This window comes from Pseudomonas trivialis, from assembly GCF_036864995.1.
GTDB lineage: Bacteria > Pseudomonadota > Gammaproteobacteria > Pseudomonadales > Pseudomonadaceae > Aquipseudomonas > Aquipseudomonas trivialis.
The window spans coordinates 4,167,787-4,185,955 of the sequence record NZ_CP142151.1 but is presented as its reverse complement, the minus strand read 5'-3'; the positions used below and the strand labels follow the sequence as shown (position 1 = coordinate 4,185,955).

The window sequence follows — 18,169 nt, the reverse complement described above, 5'->3', positions numbered from 1 at the left end:
ATAGCTGCTAACGTCCCCCAAGCTCCGCTTTCTACAGCAGCGGCCGGACACACTCAGGTAAGAGGACAAGAATAATGCAACCTGATTTCTGGAATGACAAACGCGCGCCCGGCGTTCCCAATACCATCGACCTCACCGCCTACACCTCGGTGATCGAAGTGTTCGAGCGCTCCTGCAAGACCTTCGCCGACCGTCCGGCATTCAGCAACATGGGGATTACCCTGACCTACGCCGAACTTGAGCGTCAGAGTGCGGCGTTCGCCGGTTACCTGCAGCAGCACACCGACCTCAAGCCCGGCGAGCGCATTGCGGTGCAGATGCCCAACGTGCTGCATTACCCGATTGCCGTGTTCGGTGCCTTGCGCGCCGGGCTGATCGTGGTCAACACCAACCCGCTGTACACCCCGCGCGAGATGCGCCACCAGTTCAAGGATGCCGGCGTGCGTGCGCTGGTCTACCTTAACCTGTTCGGTTCGCGCGTGCAGGAGGTGTGCGCCGACACAGCCATCGACTACCTGATCGAAGCCCGAATGGGCGACTTCATGCCGGCCGCCAAGGGTTGGCTGGTCAACACCCTGGTCGACAAGGTGAAGAAAATGGTGCCGGCCTACCACCTGCCGCGCGCAGTGCCGTTCAAGCGCGCCCTGCATATGGGGGCAAGCCTGGACGTGACGCGCCATCCGGTGAGCCTGGACGATATCGCCGTGCTGCAATACACCGGCGGCACCACCGGCCTGGCCAAGGGCGCGATGCTCACCCACCGCAACCTGGTGGCGAATATGCAGCAGGTGCGCGCCTGTATGTCGCAGACCGGTGACGACGGCCTGCCGCTGGTGAAGGAAGGGCAGGAGGTGATGATCGCGCCGCTGCCGCTGTACCACATCTATGCCTTCACCGCGAACTGCATGTGCATGATGGTCTCGGGCAACCACAACGTGCTGATCACCAACCCACGGGACATCGGCGGGTTTATCAAGGAGCTGAAAAAGTGGCGTTTCACCGGGCTGCTCGGGCTCAACACGCTGTTTGTCGCGCTGATGGATCACCCGGAATTCAAGCAGCTGGATTTCTCTCACCTCAAAACCACCAACTCCGGCGGCACCGCGCTGATCAAGGCCACCGCGGAACGCTGGCAGCAGCTCACCGGTTGTGCAATCGGCGAGGGTTACGGCCTGACGGAAACCTCCCCGGTGGCCAGCGCCAACCCGTACGGCGATAAGTCGCGACTGGGCACCGTGGGCATTCCCGTGCCGGCCACTGCAATGAAGGTGATCGACGACGAAGGTGTCGAGTTGCCGTTGGGCGAGCGTGGCGAGCTGTGCATCAAGGGCCCGCAGGTGATGAAGGGCTACTGGCAGCAACCGGCAGCCACCGCCGAGGCGCTGGACGCCGAAGGCTGGTTCAAGACCGGCGATATTGCCGTGATCGATGAGGACGGCTTCATACGCATTGTCGATCGCAAGAAAGACCTGATCATCGTCTCGGGTTTCAACGTGTACCCCAACGAGATCGAAGACGTGGTGATGGCGCATCCGGCCGTGGCCAATTGCGCAGTGATCGGCGTGCCGGACGAGCGCACGGGGGAGGCGGTGAAGCTGTTCGTGGTGGCGCGTGCCCAGGGCGTGAGCGTTGAAGAGCTGAAGGCGTACTGCAAGGCCAACTTCACCGGCTACAAGGTGCCCAAGCAGATCGTGTTGCGCGACTCGTTGCCGATGACGCCGGTAGGGAAAATCCTGCGACGGGAGCTGCGCGACATCGCCTGAACCTGTAACTGAAATGGTCTAAAAGTGTGGGAGGGGGCTTGCTCCCGATAGCAGTGGGTCAGTCAACATATCGGGTGACTGATACACCGCTATCGGGAGCAAGTCCCCTCCCACATTTGCTTTGGGGGCGCTGGAGGGCTTGTTCCAGAGCGGTTTTCCGGGATATTCAACGGGTGTTTAAAGTGTGACCAAATATTGTAGGACAGTCGTGATTATGACTGTGGGGCCCTCGTTTGGCTCTAGGCGGCCCTTGGCAAAGCTGCTACTCTCGGCGCGCTTTGTGACGTCTGGGCCTGCTTGAAGCGCCGGATTCACCGTACAAAAAACATACACCAATAATAATCGCATCAAATGCGATGATGAATTCGCGTCGCTGAGGAGTGGGCTTCCATGAATGAAGACTTTTGGAAGGATAAGTACCCCGCCGGGATTGCTGCACAAATCAATCCAGACGAGTATCCGAATATTCAGGCGGTATTGAAGCAGTCCTGCCAGCGCTTCGCCAACAAGCCGGCTTTCAGCAACCTGGGCAAGACCCTCACCTACGGTGAGCTGTACGAATTGTCCGGTGCTTTTGCCGCCTATCTGCAACAGCACACCGACCTGCAGCCCGGCGATCGCATTGCGGTGCAACTGCCCAACGTCCTGCAATACCCGGTCGCCGTGTTCGGCGCCATCCGCGCCGGGCTGATCGTGGTCAACACCAACCCGCTGTACACCGCGCGGGAAATGGAACACCAATTCAACGACTCCGGGGCCAAGGCCCTGGTGTGCCTGGCCAACATGGCCCACCTGGCGGAAAAGGTCCTGCCCAAAACCGCCGTCAAGCACGTGATCGTCACCGAAGTGGCCGACCTGCTGCCGCCGCTCAAGCGCCTGCTGATCAACAGCGTCATCAAGTACGTGAAGAAAATGGTGCCGGCCTACCACTTGCCGAAGGCGATCAAGTTCAATGATGTGCTCGCCAGGGGCCATGGCCAGACCGTCAAAGAAGTGAGCCCGGCCAGCGATGATGTGGCGGTGCTGCAATACACCGGCGGCACCACCGGCGTGGCCAAGGGCGCGATGCTCACCCACCGCAACCTCGTCGCCAACATGCTGCAGTGCAAGGCGCTGATGGGCTCCAACCTCAATGAGGGTTGCGAGATCCTCATCACGCCGCTGCCGCTTTACCACATCTACGCGTTCACCTTTCATTGCATGGCGATGATGCTGATCGGCAACCACAACATCCTGATCAGCAACCCGCGCGACCTACCGGCGATGGTCAAGGAGCTGTCGAAGTGGAAATTCAGTGGCTTCGTCGGCCTCAACACCCTGTTTGTGGCGCTGTGCAATAACGAAGGCTTCCGCAAGCTGGACTTCTCGGCGCTCAAGGTCACCCTGTCCGGTGGCATGGCCCTGCAACTGGCGGCTGCCGAGCGCTGGAAGGCCGTGACCGGCTGTGGCATCTGTGAAGGTTATGGCATGACCGAGACCAGCCCGGTGGCCACGGTCAACCCGATTCAGCATATCCAGATCGGCACCATCGGCATTCCGGTGCCGTCCACGGTGTGCAAGGTCATCGCCGACGATGGCACCGAACTGGCGCTGGGCGAGACCGGCGAGCTGTGCGTGAAAGGCCCGCAAGTGATGAAGGGCTACTGGCAGCGCGAAGACGCCACCGCCGAGATGCTCGACAGCGAAGGCTGGTTGAAGACCGGTGACATCGCGATCATCCAGCCCGACGGCTACCTGCGCATTGTCGACCGCAAGAAGGACATGATTCTGGTGTCCGGCTTCAACGTCTACCCCAACGAGTTGGAAGACGTGCTGGCCGGCCTGCCGGGCGTATTGCAGTGCGCCGCCATCGGCATACCGGACGAAAAGTCCGGGGAGATCATCAAGCTGTTCATCGTGGTCAAGCCAGGTGCAACCCTGACCAAGGATCAGGTGATGGAACACATGCGCGCCAACGTCACCGCCTACAAGGTGCCCAAGGCGGTGGAGTTCCGCGATGTGTTGCCGACCACCAATGTGGGCAAGATTCTGCGGCGCGAGTTGCGCGATGAAGAACTGAAGAAGTTGGGCCTGAAAAAGTAACCCAATAAAAAACCCCGCCAATGCGGGGTTTTTTATGGCCTGCACATTTTTTACAGGGCGAACTGCGCAAAGCTGATTCCTGCACCCGCCGGGCGCACATCCTTGAGGTATGAATCCTTGTCCGCGCTCAACTCCAGGGTGATCTCCGGCTTGCGCTTGCCCGCATTGCGCACCACCAGCCCTTCCAGGTTCTCGCGCAGGAACAGCGTGGGCACCTTCAGGTGCAGCAACTGGTCGGTCTCGGTGTTGTGCATCAACAGGTGGATCCACTCGTACTGGCCCACGCCAATGCGCACCAGCGGCAGGTCGAACCACCAGATGTTGCGTTTGCGGTCCAGGTCGGTGAAGTGGCAGTTGTTGACGCCGAGTACGGCGCCGCCCAATGCCTGGTTTCTGCGGGCGATGGCCTGTGTCTTATCGAGTTTCATAACCTTCCTACGGGAGCTGTTATTCAGCATTTGAGCCTGAATCTGCCGCGCATTCTCGTGGGTTGGCTGCAAAACATAAAGCCAAACCTTTATGGGGCGATCAAATGCCGCCTGAAAATAATTGAAACTCTACAGAACGGCCCCGGGTCAATCTTTACGTAGGCATTGAAAACCATTTGATTGTTATCAGGAGTAATACCATGGGCAGCACTTCCGATAAGGTAAAAGGCATGGCTAACGAAGCCGTCGGCAACGTCAAGCAAGGCGTCGGCAAAGCCACGGATAACGACAAACTGCGTGCTGAAGGCAAGGCTCAGGAACTGAAGGGTGAAGCCCAGCAAGCCGTTGGCAAGACCAAGGATGCGGTCAAGAATACCGTCGACAAAGCCTGACCCGGCACTGCGTTTGCGCAGACCTGCGGCCATCCAAGGATGGCCGTTTTTGTGTCAGCTGCTGCAACTAAACTTTGGAAATTGTTTCAAAGTCGCCAAATGGGCTACTTTGATGTAGAAAACGGCCCCTGAGTCGCCAACGAATCTGACCTTTTTGCGGCGAAAGGAGACGCTATGATCTTTCCGGTACTACAAGGCCTCAAGCTGCATAAGGTGCTAATGCGCACCGTCACCGAATTCATCGATGATGAGATGCCCACCTACGCCTCGGCACTGGCCTACCAGATGCTGTTTTCGCTGTTTCCCTTCCTGCTGTTCCTCATTGCCCTGATCGGTTTCCTGCACCTGCCGGACTTCTTCAGCTGGTTGCGCCTGCAATCGGAGCTGGTGTTGCCGCCCCAGGCGCTGGAACAGGTCAACCCGGTGATTGACCAGTTGCAGCAATCCAAGGGCGGCCTGCTCTCGGTCGGTATCGTGATCGCGCTGTGGACCGCTTCGGCCGGCGTGCGCCTGATGATGAGCGCGATGAACGCCGCCTACGACGTGGTGGAGGGCCGGCCGATCTGGAAGCGTTTCCCGCTGTCGATTTTCTACACCATCGGCATCGCCGGCATGTTGTTGGCCGCCGCCGCCCTGATGGTGCTGGGCCCGCAAGTGATGGAGTGGCTGGCGGGGCAGATCGGCATGCAGGAGTTCGTCGTTACCCTGTGGACCATCGTGCGCTGGCCGTTGATCGTGATTCTGCTGATGTTTGCCGTGGCCCTCATGTATTACGTGATGCCGGACGTGGAGCAGAAATTTCGCTTCATCACCCCAGGCTCCGTGCTGGCCGTAGTGGTCTGGATCGTCGCGTCCCTGGGCTTTGGTTACTACGTTAAAACCTTCGCCGACTACAACGCCATGTATGGCAGTATCGGTGCGATCATCGTGCTGCTTCTGTATTTCTATATTTCCGCCGCCGTGCTGCTGCTCGGCGCGGAGATGAACGCCGTGATCGAGCACATGTCGGCCGAAGGCAAGGACGCGGGCGAAAAGGAGTTCGATGAGCCCGGCCACACCGATGAGAAACAGCATGTCTCAGGCTTAGGCCGAGACCATTCCAAGCCCACTCCCGTAGAGCCTGATCGATGATCCGTGACATCCTGAAAATGGGCGACGAGCGCCTGCTGCGCATCGCCGCGCCCGTACCGCCGGAAATGTTCGACAGCCCCAAGCTGTGGCAATTGATCGATGACATGTTCCAGACCATGGAACACGTCGGCGGTGTCGGCCTGGCCGCGCCGCAGATAGGCGTCGACCTGCAACTGGTGATTTTCGGTTTCGAGGCCAGCGAACGCTACCCGGACGCGCCGCCGGTGCCGCAGACCATCCTGATCAACCCGCTGATCACGCCGCTCAGCCCGGTGCTGGAAGAGGACTACGAAGGCTGCCTGTCGGTGCCCGGCCTGCGCGGGGCGGTCAACCGCTACCAGCAGATTCGCTACGAAGGTTTCGACCCCAAGGGCGAACCGATCGTGCGTTTTGCCGATGGCTTCCATGCGCGGTTGGTGCAGCATGAGTGCGACCACCTTATCGGCCGGCTGTACCCGTCGCGGATTACCGACTTCAGCAAATTCGGGTTTACCGATGTGCTGTTCCCCGAGCTGGAGCCGGCAGTAGAAGAGTAACCCTCTGACACCACATCCCTTGAAAATGTGGGAGGGGGCTGCATTTCAGGTTTTTAAGCCCATCGCGATCAGCGGCTTGTTGCGTTTATAGCGCACCAGCCGCTCGCTGAGCGATTGCGGCAACAGCGTTTCCTGCGTGAATCCCATCCGGTCATACACACCCTGCAGGTCCGGGTGACAGAACAGCCACACCGTGCCTTCCACCTGCTCCACCGCTCGCAAAACCAGCCGCGTTGCCAGTTTTTGCCCACGATACGCCGGGTCGACGAACAGCGCCGTCAGCCACTGCCCGCCCACCACCGGCGTCAAGCACAGTCCGGCAACGATCTCGGCGTCACGCGCCACCCATAATCGACCGCCCTTGAGCGCTTTCATCGATGAACCGTGGGTGCGGTAAAACTTGTTCAGCAGCGGCCAGAGCGGTTCGCTCAGCAATTGGATGGACACTTCGGACATGGTGTTCAGGTGCGTGTGATCAGGAGGCGAGGATTATAAGCGCGTTCGTTCATGGGTTAATGCATCGACTTTGATATTCTTTTTGATCATATATGATTAAGTTTTAAATATTATTAAAGAATAAGCCTGCTTGTTAGGATCGCCCCAATGGATTATCAAGAGGCTACCCATGAAACCACTAAAATACCTGCTGGCGGGCTCGTTGCTGGCGCTGACCTGGCTGGCCCAAACGGCACTGGCTGACGACCCCGAAACCTTGCGTGTGGGCTATCAGAAAGGCTCGGTGAGCATGGTGCTGGCGCGCGAGCACAAGCTTTTCGAGGCGGCGCTGCCGGGCACCCAGGTGCAATGGGTCGAATTTCTCGGCGGCCCGCCGCTGATGGAAGCGCTCAATGCCGGTAGCCTGGACATTGGCAATATCGGCGACATCCCGCCCATCTTCGCCCAGGCCGCCGGCATCGATCTGCAATACATCGCCGTCGAGCCCAATGACGGCAAGACCGAAGCGATTCTGGTGCCCAAGGCCAGCGCGCTGCACAGCGTGGCCGAGCTCAAGGGCAAGCGCGTTGCATTGCTCAAGGGCTCCAGCGCCCACAACCTGTTCCTCAAGAGCCTGCTGCGTGCCGGGTTGCAGTGGCAGGACGTGAACGTGGTGTACCTGTCGCCGTCCGACGGCCGTGCGGCGTTTGAACAAGGCAAGGTGGACGCCTGGGTGGTGTGGGACCCGTACTACTCGGCCGCCGTGGTCGACGGTTCTGCCCGAGTGCTGGGCGACGGGCAGGGGCTCAACCCGGCGGGTAGTTTCTTCGTGGTCAGCAACCGGTTCGCCAAACAGCACCCCCACGCCGTCGCCACGATCATTCAAACCTTGGGCAAGGCGCAGCGCTTGTCCCTGGACCAGCCGCAGGAAAGTATCGCGCTGATGGCCAAGACCCTGGGCCTGCCGCCGACCGTGGTGAAGAGTTACTTCGAGCACCGCTCACCCACGCCGATCCGCCCGCTGACAGCCGCCGACATCGCTACCCAGCAAGGTACCGCCGATCTGTTTTTCGCCAACCGCCTGATTCCGAAAAAGGTCGATGTTCAGCAAGCAGTCTTCAAAGCGCCCTGAGCGTTCGTCCCGGCACTGTCGCCTTGCATAGCGCCTGGTCGTGGCTATGCTCATTCGAATGGAATGCGCCCCTCAGCGCCGGGAATCAGGGAGATCCGCCCATGTTCAGCCTCCACCACAAATCCGACCTGCTCGAGATCCAGCGTTTCTCCTGCGCCCTCACCGAATCCAACGCCAAACTCGCCGCCATCGGCCGCTCCATGGCCATGATCGAATTCGACCCCGCCGGGGTGATCCTCGATGCCAACGACAACTTCTGCAAAGCCATGGGCTACAGCGTGGAAGACATTCGCGGCAAACATCACCGGCTGTTCTGCGAAGAGGCCTATACCCACACCGAGGCCTACGCCACGCTCTGGCGCGACCTGGCGCGGGGAGAAGCCATCAGCGGCACCTTCATGCGTCTGAATAAACGCGGCGAGGAGGTTTGGCTCGAAGCCAGCTACATGCCGGTGCTGGACGACGAGCAGCGGGTACTCAGCGTGATCAAAGTGGCGTCGGATATTTCCGCACGGGTCCACCGCGAGCACGAAAACCAGAGCCTGATCGATGCAATCGGTCGCTCCATGGCGGTCATCGAGTTCACGCCACAGGGGCAGATCCTCAACGCCAACGACAACTTCCTGGGCACGGTGCAGTATTCGCTGGATGAAATCGTCGGCCAGCACCACAGCCTGTTTTGTCACCGCGAGGAAGTCGAGTCGCCGGCCTACAGGGCGTTCTGGGACTCGCTCAACCGGGGCGAATATCACTCGCACCGTTTCGAGCGCAAGAACAAATACGGCAAGACGCTGTTTCTGGAGGCTTCCTACAACCCGATCTTCGACGCCAGCGGCCGGCTGTACAAAGTAGTGAAGTTCGCCAGCGACATCACCGACCAGGTCACCAGCCTGCGCACCGCTGCCGATTCGGCCCACGCCACCTCGGTGCAAAACGACGTCTGCGCGCGCAAGGGCTCGCAGGTGGTACAGCAAACCGTGCAGATCATCGAAGACATCTCCCACGACCTGAACCAGGCCGCCGTGAGCATCGACGCGGTGAACAAGCAATCGGAGATCATCGGCACCATCGTGCAGACCATCCGCAGCATCGCCGAGCAGACCAACATGCTGGCGCTCAACGCCGCCATCGAAGCCGCCCGCGCCGGTGAGCATGGGCGCGGTTTTGCGGTGGTGGCCGACGAAGTGCGCAGCCTTGCCGCGCGCACCAGTCAGGCGACGCTGGAGATTGTCGAGGTGGTGCGCAAGAACCACGACCTGTCGGCGAGCGCGGTCTCGAGCATGCAGTCGAGCTTGAGCCGCACGGGCCTCGGCGTGGAATTGGCCAACGAGGCGGGGCAGGTGATCCTGGAAATCCAGGAAGGCTCACGGCACGTGGTGGACGCGATCGGTCAATTCAACTCGACGTTGCAATTGCAGTAACTCACCCACACATGAAAACCCATGTAAAAGGGGATCCCATGTGAAAGGCGATACTGTGTGAAAGAGAATCCAATGTGGGAGGGGGCTTGCCCCTCCCACATTTGAATGCTTGGTTAGAGGGCCGCCAGCGTCTGTTTTACCGGCTCAGCCGGCGCGGTGGTCGACGCCACCTGCTGCTGTTCCTTCAACCGTGCAGCCACTTCCCTGGAAATCGCGTCCTGTTTTTCCTGCGGCAGCGCCTGCGCCTGCTCTTCGGTCAACCCCTGTTCCTTGAGCAACTGCTCACGAATGCGTTCGCCCGGGGATTTGCTCATGTACTCGGTGAGTTCCGCGCGCGTGCCGGAGGCGGGCGCCGAGGCCTGGAGCTGCACGCGGGTCTTGGCAAACGCCTCGTCAATACGCCCGCTCGCCTTGTCCAGATCCTTCTGCGCGGCCGGCAGGGTCAAGGCAGGCTGAGTTGCCGCCAGCACGCCGCTGTACAGGGTGCTGGCGGCCGCATTGGCCGGGTCCATGTCGGGCCGATTGACCTGTTGGACGTTCGATACGGCCTGGGTGTTGTTGTTAACCAGCATGATCGGTCACCTGCGCAAATGTTCAGTACGAACACTGGAGCAAATAGCGTGCCGCGTGCGCTGTGCCCGTTTTATTGGGCCTCGGGCCGCCGTCGCGGCAACCGATGGCCCGTCGACGGCCAACCCTTGCCGTCAATGGGCGATGTTTTCCAGTGCCAGGTTGCGCGTACGCGGCCCGAACCAACTGATGGTGATCATCACGATGAGCATGCTGCTGGCGATAAACGCCAACACCCCCGGAGTGCCCAGGTGTTCGAGGATAAAACCGATCAACAGGCTGCTGAACACCGTCGACAAGCGGCTGAACGAGTAGCAGAAGCCGACCGCCCGCGCGCGAATATTGGTCGGGAACAGTTCGGCCTGATACGAGTGGTAGCTGTAGCTCAGCCAGGCGTTGCAGAAGGTGATCATCACGCCGCAGAAGATCAGCCCCACCGCGGTGGTCTGCAAGGCGAACAGGCTGCCGAAGATCATCGCGCCCATGGCCGAGCCGACAATCTGCCATTTGTTTTCAAAGCGGTTGGCCACCTTCACGAACAGCAGCGGCCCCAGCGGGTAGGCGAGGGTGATGATGAACGCATACAACAGGCTGTGGGTCACGCTGACGCCCTGGCCCGACAGCAGCGCTGGCAGCCAATTGCCAAAGCCGAAGAAACCGATGGCCTGGAATATGTGGAACACGATCAGCATCAGCGCGCGGCGGCGGTAGGGCGGTTGCCAGATATCGGCGAACCGGCCATTGCCCTGCACAGTGACCGCCTCGGGTTCCGGTTCATCCAGGGATTTGCCGTGATCCTTGCGGCAGCGCGCTTCAAGGGTGTCCATGATGGCGCCGGCTTCGTCGAACCGACCTTGCTGCGCCAGCCAGCGCGGCGACTCCGGCAGGCGCTTGCGCAGTTGCCAGATAAACAGCGCAAACACCGCACTGCTCAGCACCACCCAGCGCCACCCGGCAATGCCGAACGGCGTTTGGGGCACCAGCCACCACGACATCAGCGCCACGGTCGGCACCGACAGAAACTGGATGAAAAACGCAAAGGCAAACGCCGAGCTGCGCATGCGCTTGGGCACCAGCTCCGAGAGGTAGGCGTCGATGGTCACCAGCTCGATTCCCAAGCCAATGCCCACCAGAAAGCGCATACAAATGATGCCCAGGGCGGAGGTCTGCAGGCCCATCAACACCGTGGCGACGGTGTACCAGACCAGCGCGAAGGTAAAGATCGCGCGGCGCCCGAAGCGGTCGGCGATGGGGCTGAGCAGGCTGGCGCCGAAGAACAGGCCGAGAAAGGTGGCCGCTGCGAAGGCGGCCTGGTCGGAGAAGCCGAACACGCCTTCGCTGCCGATGTGGAACAACCCGGCACTGATCAGCCCTGGGCTGATGTAGGCGGTCTGGAACAGGTCATACAGCTCGAAAAAACCGCCAATCGACAGCAACGCCACCAGGCGCCAGATAGTCGCAACGGGAGGAAGGCGGTCGATGCGCGCACTGATATGGGCGGTCCGGACCGGATCGATGCCGTCCGTGGAAGAGGCGGTGAGTGTCGACATGAGGGACCCTTTGGTGAGCAGTAAGGAATGGCATTCAGCGTCAAGCTAAACACGTTTACTTACAACTTAACGCGTGTCGCCCTGTTTTTTCAGTTGTGACCGTCCAGGGCGAAGGTGTGAAAGCCCGCGTGCCGGGCCAGGCGCTGGTAGTAAGCCGCGACGGCGGGATAGTGCGGGCGTCGCATTGGCGTCATCTGCCAGCGATGGACCGACAGGCCGATCAGGATATCGGCGAGGGTGAATTCTTTGCCGGCCACGTAGGCACCGGTGTTCGCCAACTGTTGTTCGAGAATGCCCATCCTGTCGTTCCACACCTGCACGGCGGCGGCGATTTGTGTCGCATCCAGACTATCCGGGTTGTCGCGCACCAGCGCGGTAAAGGCTACGCCCCAGGCGCGGTTGAGTTCGACGGCTTGCCAGTCGATCCATTGCTCCACCCGGGCGCGTGGCGCGGGCTCGATGGGCAACAGGTCATGGCGCTGGTAAAGGCCCACGAGATAGCGGCAGATGGTGTTGGACTCCCACAGCACGCCGTGGTCGTCGATCATCACCGGTATCTGCGCATTGGGGTTGAGGGCGATGAATTCGGCGGATTGAGTGGGCTTGAAGCCGATGCCCCAGTCCTCACGGACGTAGTCGATGCCCAGTTCCTGGCACGTCCAGAGTACTTTTCGCACATTGATGGAAGAAGTGCGGCCCAAGATTTTCAGCGAATGTCCCATGGTGCGCCTCTGGCAATTGAGAATGGTCAATCTAGCAGGGGATGCGAGGCGAGCACACTCCGTAATATGTGGCGAGCGGGCTTGCCCCGCGTTGGGCTGCGCAGCAGCCCAAAAACCATGCTCTGCGCAGTGTCAGGTACGCTGGGATCTCCTTGATTGGGGGCGCTTTGCACCCCAGCGCGGGGCAAGCCCGCTCGCCACAACAAGTCCGCTTTGGGGCCGGCTTTCAAGTGCGTGGCGTGTGTTGGTCCATCGCTTTGCCCACCAGCAACACGCTCAGTTCACTTAATTGATGAATGGCGAGTGCTACATCGCGGTGTTTGCCGGTGAGGTCATCAGACAGGTCGAGCAGCAGGGTGCTGACGGAGCATACGGTTTCGTAGCTGTTGGTCAGTAGGGATTCGGTGGAAATGTCGGGGATGAGGGTGAAGAGCGTATGCGTGGGATTGACACTTTGCATGGCTAAGTACCTGATTTTTTTTGCCGGCGCCCGCATCGCTACTAAACGAGAGGTGGCAGCTGTACGCAGGTTAGTAGACCGGTAATCCCGCACAAAACCCGGCGCGCCCGAGGGCGCCCTACGCACAGCCGCCATAATGGGCCTGTGCATATTGTGCAAAGGAATTCGGGCTACTAAACCCGACCACCGAGAAATTCGGCGACGGACAAACCTTAGACAGCCCGACCCTGGCGCACAAGCCGGCGGATTCTGACGTAAGCGTAGGCAACGGAGCAAGGTGATTACCGCAATGTCAGCCCCTTCCTACAGGCCTCCTACGTACTCTCCCTCACCTGCAACTCAAACCCCATATCCACCACGGGTTTGGCAATCCGGTTACCCGCCATGATCGTCAGCAAGTGCTCCGCCGCGCGCCGGCCGATCGCTTCGCGCGGCGTGCTGATGCTGCTCAGGCGCGGCACCATGAACGAGGACGCCGGCAAATCGTTGAACCCCAGCACCGCCACTCGCCCTGGCACCTGAATGCCGTGGCGCATGGCTTCGAGCAACGCGCCATGGGCCAGGTCGTCGTTGCCGAAGAACACCGCGTCCACGTCCGGGTGCGCCGCCAGCAACTGCAGGAATAGTTCGCCGCCCAGGCCCACGGAAGACGGGCGCGGTGTCAGCACTTCCAGCGCCGGGTCGTACAGGCCGACCTGTTGCAGGGCGCGGCGAAAACCTTCGCCGCGCAAGAGAGTGCGCTGGTCCAACTGCGCGCCGATATAGGCCAGGCGTTTGCGCCCACGGGACAGCAAATGCGCGGCGGCCGTCTCGCCTGCCGCCAGTTGCGAGAACCCCACGCAGTTCACCCCGGCATTGGGGTCCAGGTCCATCATGTACACACAGGGCACGTTGCTGGATTCGACCATTCGTCGCGCGCTTTCGGTGCGATCAAAACCCGTCAGCAGCAGGCCGCGTGGCTGGTAGGCCATGTAGTTGCGCAGCAGGTTTTCTTCTTCGTCGCGCGAATAGTGAGAGTTGCCGATCAGCACTTCGAAGCCCTTGGGCCTGAGCACCTGGTGGATGGCTTCGAGGGTTTCGATAAACAGAAGGTTGGACAACGACGGCACCAGCACCACCACCGAATGGCTCTGGGCCGAGGCCAGGGCGCGGGCGGCGGGGTTGACCACATAGTTGAGCTCGGCGGCGGCCTGCCGCACTTTTTCGGCCAGTTCCGTGGCCACGCTGCTGATGCCACGCAGGGCGCGCGAGGCGGTGATCGGGCTGACGCCGGCCAGACGGGCGACTTCGTTGAGGGTCGGGCGACCCGTGGTGCGCGTATTCTTATCGTTCTTGGAGGTCATCAGGCGGCTTGCCAAACAAAAATCGAGGCACTAAGGTAGCGCTGTCTCCAAAGGGCTGCAAATGATTGAACCAAGGGTTGCCTGATCCGGTTCAGCGCTTGAAGCAAGTCAGTTGGAACGGATGCACGCGTCACTCCATAAAAAAAGACAAGACGGCGCGGGAAAGCCTGTTTTTGCACTAGCCTTACAGCGTGCAAAGGTAGCGCTATCTGCGTCCTGAGGTGTTTCATGAGTCAACCTGTTACCGCCCTGGTCATCATGGGTGTTTCCGGCTGTGGCAAGTCCAGCGTCAGCGAGGCCCTGTGCCGCCTTAACGGCGCCACCGCCATCGAAGGCGACAGCTTTCACCCTGCTGCGAACATCGAAAAGATGAGCGCCGGCCACCCCCTCAACGACGACGACCGCGCCGGCTGGCTCGACATCCTCTGCGATGAACTGCGCCGTTCGCTCAAGGCCGGCGAGCATCCCGTGCTCACCTGTTCGGCCCTCAAGAAAAAATACCGCGACCACCTGCGCGAAGCTGCGCCGGGCCTGGGTTTCGTGTTTCTGGAGCTGACCCGTGCAGTGGCCGCCGACCGCGTGTCCCATCGCCCCGGCCATTTCATGCCGGCCAGCTTGATCGACAGCCAGTTCGCCACCCTTGAATCGCCCAAAGGCGAGCCGCTGACCCTGGCCCTCAACGCCAGCGAAGACAGCGTCGAAGAGCTGGCCGAGCAAACCAATGCCTGGTGGCTCAAGCACGGTTTTGAACCTACTCATTGATTTTTTGCCGGAAGAGATAGCGCTATCCCCGGCAGGAAATTCAACACCCGCTTTAATAACAACAACAAACAGGAGAGACCCCCCATGTTTGGCATGTCCCACGAGTCCTACCTGCTGCTTGATGCAGTGGTCACTATCATCGGATTGATCGTACTGATCACCCAATTCAAGGTGCACCCGTTCATTGCACTGATCATCGCGGCCGGCTTTCTCGGCCTGACCTCGGGCATGCCCGTGGACAAGATCATCAAGGCCTTCCAGGACGGTTTCGGCGGAGTGCTCGGCTTTGTCGGCATCATCCTTGCGCTGGGCACCATGCTCGGCAAGATGATGGCCGAATCCGGTGGCGCCGATCAGATCGCCCAAACCCTGATCCGCGCCTTCGGCAAGGAGAGGGTGCAGTGGGCGATGATGTTCGCCGCGTTCCTGGTGGGCATCCCGCTGTTCTTCGAGATCGGCTTCGTGCTGCTGATTCCGCTGGTATTCATCGTCGCGCGGCGCACCGGCGTGTCGCTGATCAAGATCGGTATCCCGCTGCTCGCCGGCCTGTCGGCGGTGCACGGCCTGGTGCCGCCGCACCCGGGGCCCCTGCTGGCCATCGGCGTGTTCGGTGCGGACATCGGCAAGACCATCCTGTACGGCCTGATCGTCGCGCTGCCGACGGCCATCATCGCCGGGCCGATCTTCGGTACGTTCATTTCCAAGTACATTCCGGGCAACCCGTCCCAGGAACTGGTGGACCAACTGGCCCGCGAGCCGGAAGCGAAAACCCTGCCGAGCTTCGGCATCACGCTGGTCACCGTGCTGCTGCCGGTGTTCCTGATGCTGCTCAAGACCTTCGCCGACATCGGCCTGCCGGACGGCCATGTGGTGCGCAACTGGATGGACATGATCGGTCACCCGATCACTGCGCTGTTGCTGGCGCTGCTGCTGTCGCTGTACACCTTTGGCCATCGCCAGGGCATCCACGCCAAACAGATCCTCAAGCTGCTCGACGCCAGCCTTGCACCGACCGCCGCGATCATCCTGATCATCGGCGCCGGCGGTGGCTTCAAGCAGATGCTGGTGACCAGCGGCGTGGGCGACGTGATCGGCCATATGGCGGTGAGCGCGCAGATCAACCCGATCCTGCTGGCCTGGCTGGTGGCGGCGGTGATTCGTGTGGCCACCGGTTCTGCGACCGTGGCGACCATTACCGGCGCGGGCATCGTGGTGCCGGTGGTGGGAATGATCCCGGGGGTCAACCGTGAGCTGCTGGTGCTGGCGACGGGGGCGGGTTCGTTGATCCTGTCTCACGTCAACGATGCGGGGTTCTGGCTGGTCAAGCAGTACTTCAACATGACCGTGGTGGAGACGTTCAAGACCTGGACGGCGATGGAGACCATTCTGTCGGTGGTGGCGCTGATCTTCATCATGTTGTTGTCGCTGGTGGTGTAAGCCACACCGCAAAACAACGGTGTGAACCCAATCCAATGTGGGAGGGAGCAAGCCCCCTCCCACAGTTGTTACAGCATTGAATTCAGGCCTTGGTAACCAACCCATCCGCCCTGAACACCCCGCGAATCCCGCGCACGGCCTGGCGAATCCGGTCCTGGTTCTCGATCAGCGCAAAGCGCACATGGTCATCGCCATACTCGCCAAAGCCGATGCCTGGCGACACACACACCTTGGCCTCCAGCAGCAATTTCTTGGCAAACTCCAGCGAGCCCATGGCGGCATACGCCTCGGGGATCTTCGCCCATACGTACATCGACGCCTTGGGATTCTCGACCATCCAGCCCAGCTCATGCAGGCCCTTGACCAGCACATTGCGGCGCTGGCGGTACTGCTCGGCGATGTCCTTCACGCATTGCTGGTCGCCTTCGAGCGCGGCAATCGCCGCCACTTGCAGCGGGGTGAAGGTGCCGTAGTCGTGGTAACTCTTGATTCGCGCCAGGGCATTGACCAGTTCCGGGTTGCCCACCATGAAACCGATGCGCCAGCCGGCCATGTTGTAGCTCTTGGACAGGGTGAAAAACTCCACCGCAATGTCCTTGGCGCCGGGCACTTGCATGATCGACGGCGCTTTCCAGCCGTCGTAGACGATATCGGCGTAGGCCAGGTCATGCACCACCAGCACGTCGTACTGCTTGGCCAGGGCGATCACCCGTTCGAAAAAATCCAGTTCCACGCACTGCGCGGTCGGGTTGGACGGAAAGCCGAGGATCATCATCTTCGGCTTGGGGATCGAGCCACGGATGGCCTGCTCCAGCTCGGCGAAAAAGTCCACGCCCGGAATCAGCGGCACCGAACGCACCTGGGCGCCGGCAATCACCGCACCGTAGATGTGAATCGGGTAGCTCGGGTTGGGCACCAGCACGGTGTCGCCCTGATCCAGGGTGGCCAGCATCAGGTGCGCCAGGCCTTCCTTGGAACCGATGGTGACAATGGCTTCCGACTCGGGGTCGATGTCCACTTCATAACGGTCCTTGTACCAGCGCGAAATGGCCCGGCGCAGACGCGGAATACCTCTGGAAGTGGAGTAGCCGTGGGTGTCTTCACGCTGGGCGACGGTGACCATTTTTTCCACGATGTGCGGGGGAGTCGGGCCGTCAGGGTTACCCATGCTCAAGTCGATGATGTCTTCGCCGCGCCGACGCGCAGCCATCTTCAGCTCGGCAGTGATATTGAAAACATAGGGAGGGAGTCGATCTATGCGCGCAAAGCGGCGCGGCAAACCTTGGTCGGCCATTGTTGCCTCGAAGTACGTAAGCGCCCGGAACCGTCCGAGCGACGTTGGCCACTGCGGTGGCCTGCGGCAGACAATACGGTCGACGATGGCCAGTTGTCCATATGCGTGGGAAAAATTTCTGCATGGAGCAGGGCGCCGATATGCCCCTATACTCGACGCGGGTTTGTTCCCTCATAAGAAGGAGACTGTTCGTATGGATCAGCAGACAAAACAACCGTTGGAGCCACGCATGGAAGCGGGCAGGGCCATGGTGATTGCGGGCGTAAAAGGGCGTTATTCCAAGGCCACCGTCGGTGACATCCCGCGCCTGTGGGAGCTGTTCGACACCTGCATCAAGGACATCGGCAAGCGCGTCGGCGGGGTGACCTATGGCGTGTGTCATAACGCGCACCATGGCGAATTCGACTACATGGCCGGTGTTGAAGTACCCACCAAAGGCGATGTGCCCGGCAACTTCGAATCCATCGACATCGCGCCGCTCAACTATGCCGTGTTCACCCATCACGGGCCGGTGCAGGCACTGGCACAGACTTACGAGCGCATCATGTTCGAATGGCTGCCGCAGTCGGGCTACAAGGTCGTGGGGGCGGATTTCGAGCGCTACAGCGCGGACTTTGACGGGCGCAAGGGCACCGGCACGGTAGAGGTCTGGTTGCCGGTTGGGCAGAAGGCCTGAGCCAGCACCAGCAGCCGACGTCACGTAAACATGAC

At 60.7% G+C, this 18,169-nt stretch carries 18 protein-coding genes and 1 pseudogene; 11 read left to right on the top strand and 8 right to left on the bottom strand.

The annotated features are described in order from the left end of the window. Positions 1 to 74 precede the first annotated feature (74 nt). On the top strand, positions 75 to 1,763 hold the full coding sequence (fadD2, locus tag VRB54_RS18325) for a long-chain-fatty-acid--CoA ligase FadD2 (protein ID WP_338478288.1): 1,689 nt from the start codon (positions 75 to 77) through the stop codon (positions 1,761 to 1,763). A gap of 390 nt (positions 1,764 to 2,153) precedes the next feature. Beyond that, positions 2,154 to 3,845, top strand: coding sequence for a long-chain-fatty-acid--CoA ligase FadD1 (gene fadD1, locus VRB54_RS18320; RefSeq protein WP_338478287.1), 1,692 nt, complete (start codon positions 2,154 to 2,156; stop codon positions 3,843 to 3,845). Between the two features lie 50 nt (positions 3,846 to 3,895). Here fadD1 and VRB54_RS18315 read toward each other — a convergent pair whose 3' ends face one another. Beyond that, positions 3,896 to 4,273: a hypothetical protein gene (locus tag VRB54_RS18315; RefSeq protein WP_338478286.1), complete on the bottom strand. Its 378-nt coding sequence runs from the start codon at positions 4,271 to 4,273 to the stop codon at positions 3,896 to 3,898. 200 nt (positions 4,274 to 4,473) lie between these two features. Between VRB54_RS18315 and VRB54_RS18310 the strand changes: the two genes are divergently transcribed. The 3 genes from VRB54_RS18310 to def all read left to right on the top strand — a co-directional run bounded on the left by VRB54_RS18310 (position 4,474) and on the right by def (position 6,332). Next, positions 4,474 to 4,665: a CsbD family protein gene (locus VRB54_RS18310; protein ID WP_003237824.1), complete on the top strand. Its 192-nt coding sequence runs from the start codon at positions 4,474 to 4,476 to the stop codon at positions 4,663 to 4,665. Between the two features lie 174 nt (positions 4,666 to 4,839). Beyond that, the gene (locus VRB54_RS18305; protein ID WP_057007111.1) at positions 4,840 to 5,796 is read left to right on the top strand and encodes a YihY/virulence factor BrkB family protein; all 957 of its coding nucleotides are present in this window, start codon (positions 4,840 to 4,842) and stop codon (positions 5,794 to 5,796) included. Next, positions 5,793 to 6,332, top strand: a complete 540-nt coding sequence (gene def, locus VRB54_RS18300) for a peptide deformylase (protein ID WP_338478285.1) — start codon at positions 5,793 to 5,795, stop codon at positions 6,330 to 6,332. The genes VRB54_RS18305 and def overlap by 4 nt, the downstream gene beginning before the upstream one ends. 45 nt (positions 6,333 to 6,377) lie before the next feature. On the opposite strand, the gene VRB54_RS18295 is transcribed toward def, so the two are convergent. Further along, entirely contained in the window at positions 6,378 to 6,788 is a 411-nt protein-coding gene (locus tag VRB54_RS18295; protein ID WP_338478284.1) for a GNAT family N-acetyltransferase, read from the bottom strand. Between the two features lie 169 nt (positions 6,789 to 6,957). Here VRB54_RS18295 and VRB54_RS18290 point away from each other — a divergent pair, with 169 nt between their 5' ends. The 3 genes and pseudogenes from VRB54_RS18290 (at position 6,958) to VRB54_RS24665 (ending at position 9,320) form a co-directional block, all read left to right on the top strand. Then, positions 6,958 to 7,899, top strand: coding sequence for an aliphatic sulfonate ABC transporter substrate-binding protein (locus tag VRB54_RS18290; RefSeq protein WP_338478283.1), 942 nt, complete (start codon positions 6,958 to 6,960; stop codon positions 7,897 to 7,899). A gap of 101 nt (positions 7,900 to 8,000) precedes the next feature. Next, positions 8,001 to 8,726: pseudogene (locus VRB54_RS24670) on the top strand (PAS domain-containing protein); the annotation flags it as partial. A gap of 24 nt (positions 8,727 to 8,750) precedes the next feature. Further along, positions 8,751 to 9,320: a methyl-accepting chemotaxis protein gene (locus tag VRB54_RS24665; protein WP_422396115.1), complete on the top strand. Its 570-nt coding sequence runs from the start codon at positions 8,751 to 8,753 to the stop codon at positions 9,318 to 9,320. A gap of 113 nt (positions 9,321 to 9,433) precedes the next feature. Here the strand turns inward: VRB54_RS24665 and VRB54_RS18280 are convergent, their stop codons facing one another. The 5 genes from VRB54_RS18280 to VRB54_RS18260 form a co-directional block, all read right to left on the bottom strand. Next, positions 9,434 to 9,892 (bottom strand): hypothetical protein, encoded by a 459-nt coding sequence (locus tag VRB54_RS18280; protein WP_338478281.1) that lies wholly within the window; start codon positions 9,890 to 9,892, stop codon positions 9,434 to 9,436. Between the two features lie 132 nt (positions 9,893 to 10,024). Then, a complete protein-coding gene (locus VRB54_RS18275) occupies positions 10,025 to 11,440 on the bottom strand; it encodes an MFS transporter (RefSeq protein WP_338478280.1) in 1,416 nt (471 codons plus the stop codon). Between the two features lie 89 nt (positions 11,441 to 11,529). Next, positions 11,530 to 12,162, bottom strand: a complete 633-nt coding sequence (locus tag VRB54_RS18270) for a glutathione S-transferase family protein (RefSeq protein WP_338478279.1) — start codon at positions 12,160 to 12,162, stop codon at positions 11,530 to 11,532. A gap of 226 nt (positions 12,163 to 12,388) precedes the next feature. Then, on the bottom strand, positions 12,389 to 12,622 hold the full coding sequence (locus tag VRB54_RS18265) for a DUF6124 family protein (protein ID WP_338478278.1): 234 nt from the start codon (positions 12,620 to 12,622) through the stop codon (positions 12,389 to 12,391). A gap of 314 nt (positions 12,623 to 12,936) precedes the next feature. Beyond that, a complete protein-coding gene (locus VRB54_RS18260) occupies positions 12,937 to 13,968 on the bottom strand; it encodes a LacI family DNA-binding transcriptional regulator (protein ID WP_338481127.1) in 1,032 nt (343 codons plus the stop codon). A 225-nt stretch (positions 13,969 to 14,193) separates the two neighbouring features. On the opposite strand from VRB54_RS18260, the gene VRB54_RS18255 reads away from it, so the two are divergent. Next, the gene (locus VRB54_RS18255; RefSeq protein ID WP_057007101.1) at positions 14,194 to 14,727 is read left to right on the top strand and encodes a gluconokinase; all 534 of its coding nucleotides are present in this window, start codon (positions 14,194 to 14,196) and stop codon (positions 14,725 to 14,727) included. An 84-nt stretch (positions 14,728 to 14,811) separates the two neighbouring features. Continuing rightward, on the top strand, positions 14,812 to 16,164 hold the full coding sequence (locus VRB54_RS18250) for a GntP family permease (RefSeq protein ID WP_338478277.1): 1,353 nt from the start codon (positions 14,812 to 14,814) through the stop codon (positions 16,162 to 16,164). A gap of 82 nt (positions 16,165 to 16,246) precedes the next feature. Here VRB54_RS18250 and alaC read toward each other — a convergent pair whose 3' ends face one another. Beyond that, on the bottom strand, positions 16,247 to 17,458 hold the full coding sequence (alaC, locus tag VRB54_RS18245; protein WP_338478276.1) for an alanine transaminase: 1,212 nt from the start codon (positions 17,456 to 17,458) through the stop codon (positions 16,247 to 16,249). A gap of 193 nt (positions 17,459 to 17,651) precedes the next feature. On the opposite strand from alaC, the gene VRB54_RS18240 reads away from it, so the two are divergent. After that, the gene (locus tag VRB54_RS18240) at positions 17,652 to 18,134 is read left to right on the top strand and encodes a GyrI-like domain-containing protein (RefSeq protein ID WP_338478275.1); all 483 of its coding nucleotides are present in this window, start codon (positions 17,652 to 17,654) and stop codon (positions 18,132 to 18,134) included. Positions 18,135 to 18,169 lie beyond the last annotated feature (35 nt).

What these genes read in the sequence shown, in the direction of transcription:
- VRB54_RS18265 (WP_338478278.1), bottom strand. Translation starts at nt 12,622, where the DNA reads ATGCAAAGTGTCAATCCCACGCATACGCTCTTCACCCTCATCCCCGAC.
- VRB54_RS18275 (WP_338478280.1), bottom strand. Translation starts at nt 11,440, where the DNA reads ATGTCGACACTCACCGCCTCTTCCACGGACGGCATCGATCCGGTCCGG.
- alaC (WP_338478276.1), bottom strand. Translation starts at nt 17,458, where the DNA reads ATGGCCGACCAAGGTTTGCCGCGCCGCTTTGCGCGCATAGATCGACTC.
- VRB54_RS18305 (WP_057007111.1), top strand. Translation starts at nt 4,840, where the DNA reads ATGATCTTTCCGGTACTACAAGGCCTCAAGCTGCATAAGGTGCTAATG.
- VRB54_RS18290 (WP_338478283.1), top strand. Translation starts at nt 6,958, where the DNA reads ATGAAACCACTAAAATACCTGCTGGCGGGCTCGTTGCTGGCGCTGACC.
- fadD2 (WP_338478288.1), top strand. Translation starts at nt 75, where the DNA reads ATGCAACCTGATTTCTGGAATGACAAACGCGCGCCCGGCGTTCCCAAT.
- VRB54_RS18295 (WP_338478284.1), bottom strand. Translation starts at nt 6,788, where the DNA reads ATGTCCGAAGTGTCCATCCAATTGCTGAGCGAACCGCTCTGGCCGCTG.
- VRB54_RS18240 (WP_338478275.1), top strand. Translation starts at nt 17,652, where the DNA reads ATGGATCAGCAGACAAAACAACCGTTGGAGCCACGCATGGAAGCGGGC.
- VRB54_RS18310 (WP_003237824.1), top strand. Translation starts at nt 4,474, where the DNA reads ATGGGCAGCACTTCCGATAAGGTAAAAGGCATGGCTAACGAAGCCGTC.
- VRB54_RS18315 (WP_338478286.1), bottom strand. Translation starts at nt 4,273, where the DNA reads ATGAAACTCGATAAGACACAGGCCATCGCCCGCAGAAACCAGGCATTG.
- VRB54_RS18255 (WP_057007101.1), top strand. Translation starts at nt 14,194, where the DNA reads ATGAGTCAACCTGTTACCGCCCTGGTCATCATGGGTGTTTCCGGCTGT.
- def (WP_338478285.1), top strand. Translation starts at nt 5,793, where the DNA reads ATGATCCGTGACATCCTGAAAATGGGCGACGAGCGCCTGCTGCGCATC.
- VRB54_RS18250 (WP_338478277.1), top strand. Translation starts at nt 14,812, where the DNA reads ATGTTTGGCATGTCCCACGAGTCCTACCTGCTGCTTGATGCAGTGGTC.
- VRB54_RS18270 (WP_338478279.1), bottom strand. Translation starts at nt 12,162, where the DNA reads ATGGGACATTCGCTGAAAATCTTGGGCCGCACTTCTTCCATCAATGTG.
- fadD1 (WP_338478287.1), top strand. Translation starts at nt 2,154, where the DNA reads ATGAATGAAGACTTTTGGAAGGATAAGTACCCCGCCGGGATTGCTGCA.
- VRB54_RS18280 (WP_338478281.1), bottom strand. Translation starts at nt 9,892, where the DNA reads ATGCTGGTTAACAACAACACCCAGGCCGTATCGAACGTCCAACAGGTC.